8 protein-coding genes are annotated in these 17,554 nt (G+C 53.1%); 6 read left to right on the top strand and 2 right to left on the bottom strand.

Annotation, left to right across the window (positions count from 1 at the left end; all coding sequences use genetic code 11):
• Positions 1–387 precede the first annotated feature (387 nt).
• From PQU95_RS17080 to PQU95_RS17090, 3 genes are all read left to right on the top strand, one after another.
• Complete coding sequence (locus tag PQU95_RS17080) at positions 388–2,148, top strand: UvrD-helicase domain-containing protein (RefSeq protein ID WP_272753125.1); 1,761 nt, start codon at positions 388–390, stop codon at positions 2,146–2,148.
• Between the two features lie 596 nt (positions 2,149–2,744).
• Positions 2,745–7,697 (top strand): AAA domain-containing protein, encoded by a 4,953-nt coding sequence (locus PQU95_RS17085; protein ID WP_272753126.1) that lies wholly within the window; start codon positions 2,745–2,747, stop codon positions 7,695–7,697.
• Positions 7,690–9,186, top strand: coding sequence for a hypothetical protein (locus PQU95_RS17090; protein ID WP_272753127.1), 1,497 nt, complete (start codon positions 7,690–7,692; stop codon positions 9,184–9,186). Before PQU95_RS17085 ends, PQU95_RS17090 begins: the two co-directional genes overlap by 8 nt.
• A 492-nt stretch (positions 9,187–9,678) precedes the next feature.
• On the opposite strand, the gene PQU95_RS17095 is transcribed toward PQU95_RS17090, so the two are convergent.
• Positions 9,679–11,817 carry a hypothetical protein gene (locus PQU95_RS17095; RefSeq protein ID WP_272753128.1) on the bottom strand — a complete coding sequence of 713 codons (2,139 nt, stop codon included), beginning with the start codon at positions 11,815–11,817 and terminating at the stop codon, positions 9,679–9,681.
• A 1,017-nt stretch (positions 11,818–12,834) separates the two neighbouring features.
• On the bottom strand, positions 12,835–14,535 hold the full coding sequence (locus tag PQU95_RS17100) for a TnsD family Tn7-like transposition protein (protein WP_272753129.1): 1,701 nt from the start codon (positions 14,533–14,535) through the stop codon (positions 12,835–12,837).
• A gap of 337 nt (positions 14,536–14,872) precedes the next feature.
• On the opposite strand from PQU95_RS17100, the gene PQU95_RS17105 reads away from it, so the two are divergent.
• The 3 genes from PQU95_RS17105 (at position 14,873) to PQU95_RS17115 (ending at position 17,433) form a co-directional block, all read left to right on the top strand.
• Positions 14,873–15,481 (top strand): TetR/AcrR family transcriptional regulator, encoded by a 609-nt coding sequence (locus PQU95_RS17105; RefSeq protein WP_272753130.1) that lies wholly within the window; start codon positions 14,873–14,875, stop codon positions 15,479–15,481.
• Between the two features lie 89 nt (positions 15,482–15,570).
• Positions 15,571–16,311 carry an NADPH-dependent oxidoreductase gene (locus tag PQU95_RS17110; protein WP_272753131.1) on the top strand — a complete coding sequence of 247 codons (741 nt, stop codon included), beginning with the start codon at positions 15,571–15,573 and terminating at the stop codon, positions 16,309–16,311.
• A gap of 21 nt (positions 16,312–16,332) precedes the next feature.
• Positions 16,333–17,433 (top strand): alkene reductase, encoded by a 1,101-nt coding sequence (locus PQU95_RS17115; RefSeq protein WP_272753132.1) that lies wholly within the window; start codon positions 16,333–16,335, stop codon positions 17,431–17,433.
• Positions 17,434–17,554 lie beyond the last annotated feature (121 nt).

Genomic DNA, 17,554 nt, shown 5'->3' on the forward strand with positions numbered 1-17,554 from the left:
GCCAGCAAGCTGTCCAGTAGTGCGTCAGGTACGTTGTGATTTTTCGAGCTCATTGTGCCTCCAGACTAGGTAGCAGTTTCCTGCCAAATGTCCGTTTACACAAAATTCAGTACACGCCCTGTCCACACTAAAAACCAACGACGAGAATGGAAATGTCGCGATACCGAATGATCGCCCCGATGATGACATTGTCAGAAGCTTGGCCAAGGAAGCACTCGGGAGCAACAAGGGAGCCGGTTGGGCTGCCCGCCTTTTCGAGGAGTGCGAATTTCACGAGTTGCCCATAACTGTGACGAGTTTCTTAGCTTCTGTTTATGCACTGTTTCCCTCACCTTCGCCTATCCAGGAAGATAGAGACGAAAACGACGCCTTGGGCGATCCAGAGCCATGAATAGGCCTTGCACTCTGCGTGACAGCGTATTAGCTTGCGATGGCCACATCCTAGTCCTCGGTGGGCCGGGCAGTGGGAAAACCACTGTCGCCCTGCGCAAAGCGGTCTGCCGAATCAAGCAAGGAATGAAACCTGGCCAATCTGTGTTGTTCCTCAGCTTCTCTCGCGCGGCTGTCGCTAGGATTCTCGATGCGGCAACGCTTGAAGCAACGAAGGGCGAGCGCGATCAACTTTCGATCCAAACCTTCCATTCATTCTTCTGGGACATCCTCAAAGCCCATGCATATTTGCTGGGTGCACCGCGCAAGTTGTCGATCCTGCTACCGCAGGACGAGAAAGCTATTTCAGGAGGAATCGACAACGAGGACGCGGAATGGGATGCTTGGCAAGACGAGCGCGAGAGGTTGTTTTATGACGAAGGCCGAATTGCATTCGACCTGTTCGCTCCGAATGCGACACGGCTCTTGGCATCCAGCTCGCACCTTCTTTCAGCCATCGCTCGGCGCCATCCCCTTATCATCGTAGACGAGGCTCAGGACACCGGACAATTCGCATGGCAATGCATTCAAATGCTGGCTGCACATACTCAAGTGCTGTGTCTTGCAGACCTTGAGCAGCAAATCTTTGATTTCCTTCCTGGCGTTGGGCCAGAGAGAATTGCCGCAATACGTGAAACTCTTCAGCCCCTTGAAGTAGACCTTGGGACACAGAACCATCGCAGCCCAGACTCGGAAATTTTAGCATTTGGCAATGACATCCTGACGGGCAAAGTCCGCGGAGCTGGATACAAAGGCGTGTCTACTTTGGCATACCGTCCAGAGAAACCACCGCCGAACTGGAACCATTTGCTGCGCCGCGCACTATTTGAGCTTTACACTGCCGTTCGCGCGCAGTCTGGATCATTCCCCAAAACCATCGCGATACTGGTGTCGAACAATCGAAGCGCCTTGAAGATATCCAACGCGTTGAACGCGATAGGCACCAATATTGGCAAGCCGGTCCGCCACAAGTTGCTCTTTGACGAGGCGGAGTCACTTCTGTCAGCCCGATTCGCTGCTTTCCTTCTTGAGCCCAAGAATCTTGTGCACATCGAACACGACATAGCAACAAGCATGGAGATGATCGCGTCCGCACGGAGAGCAACTGGACAGGCTCGAGCCGCAGTGGCCAAACTTCAAGAACAGGCGCTCAAGATTCGCGGAGGCAAGGTATTAAACATCAATATCGCAAATTCCTTGCGCGACCTGATTACAAACCTTGCAATTTCTCAATTTACAGGAGACCCGGCAGAGGACTGGTTGACTGTGAAGCATGCTCTTCGGGCCACTGGACAAGACGAGCTCGTTCGCATCGCCAATCAACTGGACTTCTTGGTGGCATTCCGGCGCGGCAGCCGCATCTCCGCTGGCCTAGCATCAGAGTGGCTTAGAGACGGCGAATACACTAATGCCCGCATCGCGCTGGATCAAGCACTCGCCCAAGAACAAATTCTCGATGGAGTGGAAGCTCCATCAGGCTTGCAGGTTATGAACATTCACAAGGCAAAAGGCAAGCAATTCGACGGAGTCATTATCGTTCGAGAAGCGCGGCGAACCGGCAATGGAGTTGACTCATCCTTCATTTGGCGTGGCGATGATCCTCCATATCCTAAAAGCCGACGCGTCCTTCGTGTCGGTATCACGAGAGCCCGAGTTCATACTCTCATCCTTAATCCCCAGTGGCCACTTTGTCCGCTGCTAAAAGGACATAGGCTCTAGCCCTATCATTAGCCGTAAACCGTGTGTCCGCTTAAGCCTTCTACTCGGTCCTTTTCGATTGGCTGCTCTGGGGCCGGTAGCTGATGTTGGTGACTAGATATGCCACCGTCTGCTTTGGCCGACCTCCAGCCATCCTTCTGGGAACTGTGGCAGCTGCTCGGCCAAAGTGAGTATTCGCATGAATACAGACACACGTTCCTCACACACGTCGAACTAGGCGTGTTAGCCGCCCCCCCTAGCAGGCGAGACCGATCTCCCTCTGATCTGCACTACGCAGCCGACCCCCACATTCCTTCAACAGCCCCAGTGATTGGATCGAGCAATACAACTGACTGCGCCGCAATTTTCATGACAAAATATAGAATAGATCGCACATGGCATGCTGTAGCGCTAGTGATGCCGCCGCAGGTGCCGCACCTGTACACCCTAGAGCCTGTTCGCGATCTCGCGAGCAAGAGCGAGACAAGGCGAAAACGGCTGAGAAAGCGGAATGTACAAGTGGTACATGAGCATTTTCGAAGCGGTTTTCAACTCTGTATCGCCACTGTGCAACAGATCGTGAACAGGCTCTTAGACTCATTCAGAAAGAAAACCGCATGGACATCGTCGTCAGAGGGAATGGTCTTCACAAGAGCGAAACTAATGCGCTCTCCCTAATGCAGGAACATTTCAGTGGGGTATGGTTTGCCTACGCATCTGTGGTCTTAACAGATACCCAAGGGTCGATGGAATTCGACCTTATCATCATCACCCATGACCGGGTGTTGGTGGTTGAACTCAAGGAGTGGAGCGGAAGACTCAACAGCTACGATGGTAACTGGTATATCAATGACAAATACCGTAGCAAAAGCCCTTATGACGTGAAGCGTAATCAAGCATTACGGTTGATGAATATTCTCAAGACAGAGGTAGCCCATAAATTGGGCTACTATCCCAGCGTTGAAGCACATGTTGTGCTGTGTGGATCGGCAACGCCTGAATACCTACCTACCTCAGAGCGACGGTATGTTCATACCCTTCAAGAGTTTCTGACGATCCGCGAACAGGAGGCTTACTCTCGAATTACAGTAAGTCAAAAGTTCGACTTCTTCAAAGACAAGCGTCGAGATCGCCCTACTGCCCCTAGGTGCAAACAAGCTTTTGACGATTTCTTTCGCGGGGTTCGTGTCCAACCCGCAGATTTCAAATTTATGGACTATGTAGCCTCATCGCATCCAGATCGGGTTCATGGGCAGCAGTTATTTTCAGAATACCCTTCCAATCATAAGGACCAAGCCAATCGCCTGGCGATGATGCGCCGCTGGGACTTGGCCATTCTTGGCTTGAAATTCCGTGATGACGAAACTTGGCGTAAGGTGGTCATGCGTGAAGAGCACCTTTACCGGACAGCCGTTTCAACTAATAGTCCACTTGAGCAATTCCTTCTGCGACCTATAGCACCTCTTGTCGAAGAGGACATCAATAATGACAGTATCGAGCTCTATGAGCTGCGGAAAAATACCCGCCGACTAGAGGAGCATATTAACCTCTATAGTGCTAAATGGAATGCAGAACAAAGGCTTGATTTGGTACGAGCGCTCCTCTCTCCATTTGCCGAACTACATACTATGGGGATAGCCCATCGCGACATTGACACACAAAACCTCTGGTATTCAGCCGACCACAATATCATCTTAACGTCGGGTTACCACGCTGCGTTCATTCCAGAAAAAGGCACAGTCAAGGATCTAAGCGAAAAATTGCGCAGTAGTGACACTTTGCTTCCAGAAGATGTGTATGGGTCTTCGGGTGAAGTCCTCAGCCCTTTTGCGCGAGATGTCTATCTGCTGGCCTTAGTCGCACACCAGATCTGCTTTCATGACGTGCGATTGCAACGTGAAGATGGGGTATACATTTGGCAGAAGGTCGAAAACGATCCATTTGACGGCAAGCTTGATGGATTCTTTGAACGAGCCTTGGATATTGAGCAGCAGGGTCGGTTCGAAAATGCCTTAGTCATGCTGGCTGAGTTCAATACGATCACACTGGGACAGGCCCTACACTACGACGACACCCAAGAGGTCTTACAGGAAATTACTAAGGGTGACTTCATCAAAAATGATTGGAGCCCCTTCGCTATGACCCAGCTGTTCCCTGCAGCGTCAGGCACTCAACCGAACATGTTTGGCGAGAAAATTACCTATCGATGTGTGTTTGAAGGGCAGGAGGCTCTATTCAAATTCTGGCAGAAAGCCGAGGTGGACCTAAAGTCGCCCGGGATGAACCGGCGAATTCTGCGGATGCGTAAGCGAATCGAGCAGACCCAGGTGGGTGAATTACCACTTCCATCACTATTAACCTATGGGATGTTCAGTGGTGGGAGGGGTCTGTTTGTAGTGACCCAGTTCGAAGAAGGGCAAGGTTGGTCTGATTTTACACAGAAGCTGACCGATACTAAGTCTCGCCTCAATGCTTGTATTGCGCTGTGTAATGTGGTGCAAAATCTGCACGGCCAGCACTTCGCCCACGGGGACCTTCACCCCGCAAACATCTTGGTGAAATCCTCTGTTGGTGCGGAGAACCCGAGTGAACTTGCACTCATGCTTATCGACGCCTTGGATTTTGGCGACTCCAGCGACCCATACAATGTCGAATATGGCCCTGTCAATCCAACCTCGACAGATAGCTTTGGCCGTGACCGCTTTGCTGTTTATAAGATAGTTAAGGAGCTTCTCGGGAAGGAGGCTCCACCTTCGGTTGTCGAAGAACTTAACCGAGGCGAGCAACAACCGCATGGTGTTCCCGTTGCCATAGAGCCTTTGCGAGATAGCCTAAAGAGTTTGCTTGGAACCTATAGCTCACCCGAAGTAGAAACGCAGGAGGCTCTGGTATTCACCTGGCAGAGCTTCCAATTTCCGCAGCAGGAGCAATTGCTTCAGCCTGAGGAACTGCCTTATTACTTCGAAGTCGAGCCCTCTCGCAAAAAACCAGGCATGCTGTTCTGCCGTATCACCGGTCGTGATCGGCTGCTAAGCTTCGATTTTGATCCAAACGCACGCGCAATTGAGAACCTTGGCCTGCGTGATGCATCCATGACTGATTATGTCTCGGCCAGCAACAAAGCTGAGTTTACCTTCACTCGACCGGTGAAAGTGGTTCGTGGGCTGCCGACGACCAAATGTTCTGACCACTTAATCGAGTTCATCACCAGCATCGACGCGGTGGTCTCTCTACTAACACCGGTTGAAGACGAGAAGACACCCTCCTCATTCATCGATGACATAGACGACAGAATTCGCCCCAGTGCCATCTGGCAAGCTTTTCTAGAAACAGAAGGTGAGCAGCGTCGCAGGGTTGAAATCCTGTCGGGTGAGATTCGGGAAAGCGAGGGCGGTAATCTGCTGATTCCGTGTGAAGTTGAAGAGGGAGAGCTGCTGGAACTACTCGGGGAGGAGGATGAGGTCGGAATCTATTTTGAAGGGGAAAGTCGCTCCTTCGGCTATGTGGTGACAGAAGAAAGCGATGCGGACATGCTAGCTGTCAGAGTGGTTGCTCCGGGTATGCGATCAATCCGTCAGAAGCTGATTCCGGGTGCCGAGCTGATTTTCGAGTCCAAGCGTAGCCATGCCTCCCGCGCTCGCCGAGAACGGGCCATGAACCGGGTGCTAATAGGCGAATCTCGCATTAATAGTCTTCCAGGCTACTTCGACTGCAGTAGTGAACCAATGCTCCGGGCGGTTGCGGCCAAACCTGATGAGGCCAAGATTCGCGAGCGTTATGACAGTGAGTCCGAGCGTCTCAATCCGCGCCAGATAGAAGCGTTCCAACGAGCTATTTCAGAAGGCCCTATCAGTGTCCTACAGGGCCCTCCTGGCACCGGCAAGACTGCCTTTGTAAGCAAATTTATTCATTATTTGTTCGAAAACGGCCTAGCTAACAATATCTTGCTGGTCGGTCAGTCCCACACATCGGTAGACACGGTGGCCATCAAAACTAGGGAGCTATGCATGCACCTCAGTACGCCACTAAGCGTAGTGCGTCTTGGCCATGAGTCAGCCATTGATGAAAAACTACTGCAGTGCCACTCTAGCTCGATCCAGCGCCAGATCCGCTACAAGTTTCAACGCGAGTACGAAAAGCGCATCAATGCCCTTGCCTCGCGTCTTATGCTCAGTCAACCCCTAGTCGAAGAGTTGGCCAAATTGCATCGCAGCATTGGCCCGCTGCTCCAGCGCATCCGTGCTCTGGCCAATCAACAGCATGAGAGCGCGACCAAACACTATCACGACCCTAGCGAGCGGGAGGCAGTCGCAGCCTCCTTTGCAGAGAAAATTCAGGAGTGTTTGGAAATCCTTGAGCGCAACTTGGAAACCCGAGGCTATGACTTCAACCTGCCAAGTGCCTTGGATCCAGACTTCTGGAATACTCTATCCACCCTTGTCGCGCGCAGCCATGGGGTCACTAACCAACTGGCGTTGCAGCGGCTCAACCACCTGATCGACATCAGTCAGGATTGGATTGATGTACTAGCCTCAGGCGGAGCTAATTACGACAAATTCCTAGTTAAAACCTCACAGTTAGTCTGTGGCACCCTTGTTGGTATTGGTGCAGGCGGATTGCATATTGATGAACTTGAATTTGACTGGGTAATCGTAGATGAGGCGGGAAGAGCCCAGGCCTCCGAGCTCATGATTGCACTGCAATGTGCTCGACGAGTCCTGCTGGTGGGTGACCATAAACAGCTCCCGCCACTGTATGACACAAAGCATGTTCGAGCCGTGTGCCGCAGACTCTCTATTGATGAGCGCGAGGCCACTCGTACCGATTTTGAGCGAGCCTTCTTGGTCAATGATGGCATCACCTTCGACACTCAGTACCGGATGATAGAACCAATCGGTGATGTCGTTTCCCACTGCTTCTACCAGGGGGCCCTTAAGAGCTCACGTAAGAAGGCTGCCGACTGGTATGCGGATTTGCCATATCCCCTGTGCACCCCGGTCACCTGGATCGATAGTGGCAGTGGTGAGCGTGCAGTTATGGAAGATGAGCCGCGTAAGGGCGTACTGCTTAACCAGCATGAGCTCCAAGTTTGTTTGCATCTCATTAAACAACTCGCACGTCCGGAGCACCTTGAGAAGCTAAAGGCGGAGAAGAGTGACAAACATCCCTATCCAGTAGGGATCATCACAATGTACAGCGCTCAGAAGCGGCTTCTAGAAGAGGAACTGAGCCGCGCAGAATGGGCTGCACAGATTCGAAACCTGATCAAAATTGATACCGTGGATTCCTATCAGGGGCAGGAGAACAAAATCATCATTTTGAGCTTGGTCAGAAACAACGACCACGGCTTACAAGGTTTTCTGGTCAGCCCCTCACGGATCAATGTTGCCTTGTCACGAGCTCAGGAGAGGTTGGTTATCATTGGTGCCCAACGTATGTGGCGCGCCGCAAATCATTCCTCTGCCCTAGGGGATGTGCTCAGTTACATAGATGACAAACACCAGGCGAAATTTAAGAGCTACGAAATCGTTGATGGAACCACAGTGATCGAGGGCAAATCCCATGCATGAAGAGTTCGACGTAGTAGATCCCTCTGGTCTGCGGTTGTGTAATACGATTTCTCTATTGGTGCCTGCGCAGACGTACCACGTGAACTGTGGCTGGACGAAAGAAGTCTCCCTACCGGTCGTTGAAGAGTACACCTGCCGCCTGCTGCTGGCGCTACAAGAAGTGCTGCCAGGTGATATTCAAGAGTACTTCGGTTTGTCCAAACGCGAAGTCGAAGTCTTGGTCGAGACCCTGGTGCACAACAAGCTCGCGGTCTACAGCAACGATGGCCATCTGGCTCCTTCGCCAATGCTGCTTGATCGTACCAAGGGCAATCCTAATGTGGCAGCCAGCCTGACTAAGTACGAGGAGTGTATTGAAGAGCCGGTGATCGAATTGCTTACTCTTTCAGTCATGCCCAAATCCCGCTACAACAGCAGTCGATTTGGCCTCTATGAAATACCCATCCCGCATGAGCACAAGAGCTTGAGCACCAACCAGGTCGCGGAGACATTTGGCAGCCAGTACCGTGCGTACCTCGATACTGCTCGCCAGCAAGACCGGGACTCTAAGCGCAAGCGCCTCTACAAAGTCGGGGCCTGTGAAATTGGCAGGCCGGTGCAGATACCTGTGGATATCGATATCTGGCTACTGCCGTCATCGACGGGAGATGTTCAGGTCATCAAGCGGGCTTCCGAGAAGGTCGGCGATATTCGACAGCGCCCGTTGAGCATGGAGCTCGAATCGCGCATTTCCGATTATCTTAGTGGGATTAAGCTCTCAACCGGAGGTCTGTCTCTGACAGAATTCTGCAGGGCCTTCTACGACATAGTGTTGAATCGTTATGTTGATGGGGATGATTTAGATATTAACCGTTGGCTGATGGATCACCATCTACGCAAAACTGGATATGACAATCAGAATACAAGAGCGATGATTGGCCCTATCTACGCGGATAATAACCGAATCACCATCACCAGAACTCTTCAAGAGCTAGCAAAAAACTGGGAGGAAGGGGTGAGCCACAATGCCTTGTGGCTGTCTAGTTCTGTCCCGCTGTGGGCTGCAAACAGCGCGCTACTGACCGAATTTTGTGGAAAAGTAGCCAAACAATTGAGTGAAGAGCGAAAGGCTCGTGGAAAGATCACAGCGTTGCTACCTGCCGATGATGTGAATGATATTTATCGACTACGCAAGGCTTACCACTCTCGAATCCCAAATGGTCTGGGTTTTAAGGGGCAGGATCTGCAGGACAAAGTAGAGGTATTCCTCATTCCCGGTCAACTGGCAGTGGTGCAATATCACTTCCAGCCGAGCCAGGAAAGTGCAGTAACCGTACCAATTGGTTACCTCACCCATGACCCCGAGAGGTTGAAAAGGGTCGAGTCATTCCTGAATCACAGGCTTCAACATCGAGGCAATCCAGAGATACTTTGGTCACAGGATAATAATGACGATGTGGCGGGCTTGTTAGGTAAGTCATGGATGCAAGCACTAGGCCTTGAAATCTGAATCGTCCTTGTTTTTTATGCAATTCAATGGCTTCTCCTCCTGCGGGAGAGGCCATTTCCCTTTGTCGTTGGCCTGTCTTTTTGGCTGATGGGGTGACGGATGCAGGCCACCTATGCAAAGTTACTTAGCCAGAAAGAGGGTGTCGCGATTTCTGTGTAAATCGGCCATTACTTTTTGGATTGCTGACAGACCTCTTTGGTGGTGCTCCCACGCGAATGCATTGCGGATTTGAAGTGCGTGATGGTGGTGGCATTTAGGTGCGCAGGCATGCCGGTTTTGAAGTGCGAATTAATGGCGGAGTCCGTGCGAATACTCACAAAGCGGACAGTGCAACTGAATTTCGTGAATGACCGCTGAGTAGCAGTTGCTGCCGGTCGCAACCGTGCCATCAGGTCACGGTTTGCTTCCGAGAGCGGTCAACTTGAGTAATCAATTCAGGTCATCCACTCCAGTCTTCGGCGATGTATATATCGGCACTACGCACTTCTCTCTTCATGCTGAAGGTGACAGCCTATTCTGAAGCTCGGACCAAGTCATCTTGACCCAAAAACTCGCCACAGCTTTCTGGTCAAGGAAGTAGACCTCGAGATTGGGGTCTTGGACGGGAGCCAACAATAATCTGAACCGCTCGTCCACCATACCCACCCCATGTCTGCCGTTCTGGCTGAGCATGACGGCCGGCCAACGACAACCGCTCTCAAAAATCTTCCGAATGCTTTCCTTCATGCCTCCCCAATCGAGCGCCATATCGGGCAACTCGCCAACGGTATGTAGGACAGCCGGCACGACTTCATCTAGCCCACTTGCGCCATGATCACGAAAAGCAGAAAGCAGATCTGATGCCGAAATCGAATAGATCTGCAGAGACTGTGCCGCCAGCGCGTCAGCTGAATCGATCCCGATCCTGCGGAGGAATACCCGAAGCGCATGAGTCCTCTCAGGCTCTATGTCGAAGGGTTGGAGCTCGACTAGGACAGGCACCAACATCTCACGAAGCGAATCCGCAAGTACATCAGCGTGCGCCTCTAAAAACTGACGCCGCTCCGACTCGTCTAACCATTCGCTGAAGAACGCTGCGCCCCAACGCCCTAGTTCGAAACAGCGCTGATGCACAGGGTGATCGCCTCCGATCAAGTGCTTCACGGCCCACTCGCAAAGTTCTGCTGTAGATGATGCGCGCTTATCCGGGGTGGTCGATAGAGGTGGCGGAGGCTCGTCAACCTCCTTCACTGTGCGATAAATCTCTGCCATCTCAATAGCAACCCGTGTCGCCTCTAGCATGCTCCATTGGAGCAAGGGACTCAGCTTTCTGGCTTCATCTTCAGATTCATCAGCAATCCTGGCAAACAGTTCGTGCAAGCCCAGCTTGACCCCCGCGTTGAAGGCCTCGCTGCATCGAACGATGCCATCGGGAAATGGAATGTCACCACAGATATTTCCGATCAATGGGAATGCAACATCCGGGTTAGTCCAGTCAAATCCGTGACGGTCGATATACGCCATGTACCTTCCGCGAACGTCTGGATAGCAGATGAACTCTCGCGCATAGTCGCCAAGGCTTCCCCAGAACTCGAAGTACACCGGGGACGCCCGCCGCCTGAGAAGCGTCATCTTTTCCTCCCAAGTGCAGTCGGTCTCAAACGTCGGATGGTACTTTCCCCGAAGTACTGGGAAAGATTCCTTTGCGATTTTGTAGAGCGATGTCGGGGCTTGAGATATGACGTCTGCAACATGCTTGTCCAGATACTCCGTCAGTTGAGACGACCGAATCGCAAGCCCATGCTTGCTGCACCAAGCGTACATTGCGAGCGGATCCACGCCGCATAGCGTGAGGCTCCAGTGCCCGTTCCCAAATTGGGCGTGATCCCACCACAACATGGCGAACCCATGGGATTCATGTCGATCTCCCGACCTAGCAATGATGTTGATCGCTGTGATTAGCTCAGCGGGAATTGACTGGTCTTCGTCTTCATCGTTGCCTTCCTCCTTGTAGAGATAGAGGTCGATCGATTGCAGTGCCTCGTGAGGAAGCGTACTGCTTCCCCGAAGCTGCCAGGCGTCAGGAAGGTGACAAGCTAGGGTGAACGGCCGCTGATCAGCCACGACTTTGAGCGCAAGGCAATTCTTTCCTGACCACGTGTTGAAATTCGCAACTGCGTGGTTCAAGAGGACGTCCCAATGCGTGGATATCAATACGAAATTCACATCAAAATCACCCAGGAATGGAAGCGTATTCCTTAGTTCCTGTTCATACCCCGCTAGTTCGGTGACGGCTTGCCGCTCAGTCAACTTGTCTCGTTTGACCTCGAATACCACCAGTGTTCGTGACTCGGGGTTGAAGCACAGGATGTCAGGACGTAGCACCTCTCCGGTTGTCAAAGAGATGCTTTTGTCGACAGCAATAACGTCGAGCAGTCCCAGGCTCTTCAACACGACAGAAGCAGCGCGTACGTTCGCTCGTCGCGACAGGTGATCGAAACCAAAAGCCGGAACTCCGGTTCTTTTTTTAATCGATTCGATAACAGCGTCGATGCTTTCTTGTTCGTCTATGGCGTCGAGCAACTTTTCGTCCTCGATCAACTGAACTAGCCACTCTGTGATTTCGCTTTCAAGCGATGTACTACTGGCCATCCTCACCTCCATTGCTGAATTTCAGGCGTCGCTATTTTCTTCCTATTGCGCGTTCACTAGATTTGCGATGTGTTCCCGTCGCAGCTTCGAGAGGCATGTGTCACGACCAGTCCGTGAACCCAGCCTCTTTGAATCGTCGGAGCAGCAATGGTTTCGTGGTGTTGCGCAAAGCGACCACCGGCTTCAACTCTGGCAGGAAGTACCGAGCAATGTCCAGTTTCAGTGCCAGCGGTCTTCAGACTGCCAAATTTGAACGTCAGCAGCCAGCCTAAAGCAGGCTTCCTCTGCCACAACTGTAGGCGACTGCTTTGGCCGACCTGCTGCCTTCCCACCTGGAGCAGCGACAGGTCGTCGACCTAAACGGTCTCTCGACAGGTAAGAGTGGGGCGACAGGTTTACACGGGATACCGGACACGCCTGGTTTTGGCTTTTCTAAGCCCCCTCCACATGGACCTAGCGTTGTGCTGAACTCGTGCATTTCTTGCACAAGTTGGAACCTCCCCTCTGGAAGCAATGTGCAAAAAGTGCACATTACAGCCAGTGCCGACGCTAAAGCCTTCTGCTACAGAACACGGGAGGACGTCGCCGATCAAGTGCCCTGCGATAGTCCAAATAGAAGTACCTCGGCCGAAGGCAAGACCGAACTGCCACCAACCAAGCTGAAGCATTGACAACAGGTCGGCCAAAGTCGTCACTCGAATCTGAATCGAAAATGGCTGTTTTGATTGGAACGAGCCTCTTCTAAGCAATGTACAAAATTGCTTATTACCAAGATATCAAAGCCACAGTGCTTATGAGTGCATGCAAATTTCCACATACGAGGTTTTACATAGACATCGCCCAGTCGGAAATATTACAAATTGATTTTAATACCGTACCAAGCTAGCAACGCCCCCTCTCGCATCAAGAGGATGGCCCTATTTCAATGATTCCTAGTGTACAAGACGCGTAAGGCTTGTTCCTTAATATCGTCATCACTATTTTAGTAGTGACCTGATAGCAATAATGTCATAGGACTCACTTCTCTATTGACCTTGTCAGGCTAGTAAGTAAATACCCAGACAATGGAAAGTCCGAAAAACGTCTGCCAAGCACTGAAAAACCAGGGATATGACGCTGAAAAGCACTCCGACTATTCACGAACTTGAATTGAGGAAACATCCGGCTACGAATCGAATACAACAACATCTGAGCACTAAGAGAAATATCTGCTTCAGAAAAATCAAATCCAGGCTTCTCGAGTTGGGCCCACTCACTTACCCGGTTCCTTAGATGCTCTAACAGCCACACTTTATCATGCCGAATTAGAAACCAGCATAGCTTATATTTAAGCTGCAATGGCAGAGGCTTTGCTTCAAAGCATGAAGAGATATCCAGAGATACTAGATGCTCCCTGGCCTCCTCAATTCGACGCGCCCTACGACCATTTTTCCAGCGTACTAGCATTGCTTGATCACGGTGAATAGCTGCACAAATTTGTGTTCGTGGAAACTTCAGTAGTTTTGACAACTCCATACTAGTTAGGCCTTTGTCTAGCGCGGACCCAAGCTGAGTGGCCCATTCTGAAGACCCTACCAACTCAAATTTCATAAAAATGCCACGCAGTCTAAGTTGCTTCCGAAGTTGGGGCAATGAAATACCCAAGACGTCAGCCATATTAGAAAGGCTCCCTCCTACTGTGGTATAGATCGCTTTCAGCTCAGCCTGTGATGGCAGCTCTTTTGAAACTAGCGGTGGTTCAAATTCTATAGTATCAACCTGCTCTCGTGGCATCTTCAAGTGATGGTAGTAATCACTCCAGAATGTTGACGCATCACCCCATAGCCAATGCATGATTAGCAAATGACGCAATGGATGCAGAACCAACTTTTCATCATTCAATAGTTGGCAAAGAACTCGGCCAGATGATTCGACCGTCTCAGGAAGAAAATGGAGCTCTGGAATCGAGGCGAGACTACGACAATGCTCAATATAGGAGCTGGCAGCATCATCCCATTGTTTCTGGCCAGTATTATTAATCCAACCGTAGCTATATAACTTTTGATAGTACAAGGCCTGCAAGACATCTGCCTGCAGTACACCGCCCTCACGCACAATGCTAGAAATGAAATGCGCTAAACTCCTTGAAGAATCGAGCAACGGATCAGAAATAACGACAGATCGCAAATGTTCAATACATTCAAAAGGTAGCACCAGTTTGAAAGTAGCCGCATCACACAGATCAAGAACCTGAAGCGACACATCATGAATTTGGCATACCCATACGCCAGGCCACTGATGCGCTAGATGCCAGTAGCTCCATCCAGTTTGCCTACGATCTTCCTCAATACACCTAGGGCAAGCTTTCAGGGGATGATTGGTCCGTTTCTGATACGCGAGCCAGCTTAACCGCTTCGATAACGATCTTCCCCAACCCAGTAAAAGATCATTTCTTGCTGACGCAAAAGCAGCCTGGGAAAGGAATGTACGGTAAAAACCAAGTAGAGTTCCCTCCATGAGAAATACATCCGTAGAACTATCATCCCCTATCTGTATTTTAATTTTTTTTAAATGATCTGGAAAAGCATGACAAATATTATGCACATACTGTCCAAATATAATCTGACAAGTCTGATTATTACTTGGCAAACCCCAGAATTTATTCAACCGACTCACCCAACTAAAAAGAGTCTCATCTGGTATGCGCGCAAGAAGCGGATAAGCCGATCGTGTGATCATTTTCCTCACAACCTTCCAAAACATTGCAAATTAATACCATTATCATAATTTTTAAATTAATCAATAACTATAACTTTCCGAATAATCGTCCAGCCCTCATATATAAGTCGTGCATAACACACATAAATAGGCAGAACACAACTCTTGCGGCCGACATCAAAATTTATGCAGTATGGATTTCATATGTCCTGCGACTGTGCGTTTGTTTCCGACTTTAATGCTCTGTTTTCGACTTTAATAAACAGTTTTCGACTTTATTTGGCCGGAACAGACAGCGACGGTGCACCAAGCCAAACACTACTAGACTGACCAGTCTATTTGCCCTATCATGCACCCCATGGCACGAGAACGACTGCACACCGACACCCGCGAACACATCCTGGCCACCGGCGAGGCGCTGATCCATGGCCGCAGCTTTACGGCGATGGGCCTGACCGAGCTCTTGAACGAAGCCGGGGTACCGAAGGGGTCGTTTTACCATTACTTCAAGTCGAAAGAAGACTTCGGCGTGGCCATGCTGACCCGCTATTTTGCGATGTACCGCGAGCGTGTCGGCCTGCTGCTGGCCGATGACAGCATCGGCGATGGCCGGGCCCGGCTGCTGGCCTACTTCCGGCAATGGCTGGACCACCACGCCCGCTGCGAGGCGCACAGCTGCCTGGCGGTAAAGCTGGCGGCCGAGGTATCCGACCTGTCCGAACCGATGCGGCTGGCGCTGCACGAAGGCATGGACGCCATCGTGCACAGGTTGGCCGCGTGCATTCGCGCTGGCCAGGCCGACGGCAGCATCAAGCCGCAGCTGCCACCGGATGAAACCGCCTACGCGCTGTACAGCCTGTGGCTGGGCGCCGCGCTGATGCAGAAAACGCAGCACAGCCTGCTGCCGCTGCAGGCCGCGATGACACATACCGAAGGCCAGCTGGCGCCCTGCCGCCCGGCAGCCTGATACACACACACCGTTTGCCCACGCGCAGGCGGTTTTTTTGCAGCATAATCTAGACGACTGGTCTAATAACTTATTCTTCGGAGCTTGTGATGAACCACGCACTTGAACAGATGCAGCAACACCGCAGTATCCGCAGCTACCAGGACAAACCCGTACCGGCCGAGGTGCTAGACGCGGTACTGCGCGCCGCCTGGCACGGCCCTACTTCCATCAACGGCCAGCAGGTATCGCTGGTGGTGGTACAGGACGCCGCCCGCCGTGCGCGCATTGCCGAGATCGCCGGCGGCCAACCATGGATTGCACAGGCGCCTGTATTCGTTGCCGTGGTAGCCGACTTCTACAAGACCCGCCTGGGCGTGGCCGCCGCCGGTAGCGAGCAGGTTATCCACGACAGCGTGGAAGGCTTTGCCGTAGCCGCCGTGGACGCCGGCATCACCATGGGCAACCTGATGACCGCCGCCCGCGCCGCCGGCCTGGGCGTGGTGCCGATTGGCGGTATCCGCCGCGACCCGGCCGCCATGATCGCGCTGCTGGGCCTGCCCGAGCTCACCTTCCCGCTGGCCGGCGTGGTGCTGGGTTACAGCGCCGACGACAGCGCCGTGAAGCCGCGCCTGCCGCTGGCGACGTTTGCCCACAGCGAGCGCTACGACGCTGCCGCCCTGCCCGGCCACATCGCCGCCTACGACCAGACCCTGCAACAGCACTGGCAAAACCTGGGCCGCGCCGACGGCGAGCCGTGGAGCCAGAGCATTGCCCGCTATTACCAGCAAGTGTATTTCCCGCAAGTGGCCCCGGTAGCACGCGCCCAGGGCTTTGGATTCGACCGCTAAACCGCAAGCAAAGGACACCTCATGCAAGCCGATAAACTGCTGACCCCCGTGCGCCTGGGCGCCGTTACCCTGAACAACCGCGTGCTGATGGCACCACTGACCCGCCTGCGCAATACCGAGCCGGGTGACGTGCCCACCGAGCTGGCCATCGCGTACTACCGCCAGCGTGCCGGTGCCGGCCTGATCATCAACGAAGGCACCCACATCTCTCCTACCGCCAAGGGCTACGCCGGCGCGCCGGGTATCTATAGCGAAGACCAGATCCAGATGTGGCAGCGCGTGAACGACGCCGTACACGCCGAAGGCGGCAAGATCGCCATCCAGCTGTGGCACACCGGCCGCATCTCGCACACCAGCCTGCAGCCGGGCGGCGAAGCCCCGGTGGCGCCGTCCGCCATTGCGGCCAACAGCAACACCAATATCCGTGACGAAAACGGCCAGCTGGTGCGCGCCCCGGTGTCCACGCCGCGTGCGCTGGAAACCGCTGAAATCGCCGACCTGATCGAAGACTACCGCCGCGCCACCGACAACGCGCGCCGCGCCGGCTTCGACCTGGTGGAAATCCACGGTGCCCACGGCTATCTGCTGGACCAGTTCCTGTCGCCCGTGGCCAACCAGCGTACCGACCAGTACGGCGGCAGCGTGGAAAACCGCGCGCGCATCGTGCTGGAAGTGCTGGATGCGGTAATCGCCGAATGGGACGCCGACCACGTGGGCATCCGCCTGTCGCCGCTGGGCGTGTTCAACGGCCTGTCGGAAACCGACCAACAGGAGATGGCGCTGTACCTGATTGGCGAAATCGCCAAGCGCAACATCGCCTTCCTGCACCTGTCGGAGCCGGACTGGGCCGGCGGCCCGGCCTGGAGCGACGACTTCCGCCAGCGCGTGCGTGCCATCTACCCTGGCAGCATCGTGGCGGCCGGTGGCTACACGCTGGAAAAAGCCGAAAAACTGATCGGTGCCGGCCTGATCGACGCCGTGGCCTTCGGCCGCAGCTTCATCGCCAACCCCGACCTGCCGGCCCGCCTGGCCGCCGGTGCCGCGCTGAACCCGCCGCGCCCGGAAACCTTCTACGGCGGTGGCGCCGAAGGCTACACCGACTACCCGGTACTGGGCGAGTAAGCCCCCGCCCGGCGCTGGCTTGCCAGCAGCGGGCGCATAACGATGACATTGCCTGCGGCCAAGGTTGGCCGCAGGCCCGGCTGCAGACCAAGTACCGACCAAAGTCTTGCCGGCCCCGGCA

The organism is Vogesella aquatica (assembly GCF_028548455.1).
Lineage (GTDB): Bacteria > Pseudomonadota > Gammaproteobacteria > Burkholderiales > Chromobacteriaceae > Vogesella > Vogesella aquatica.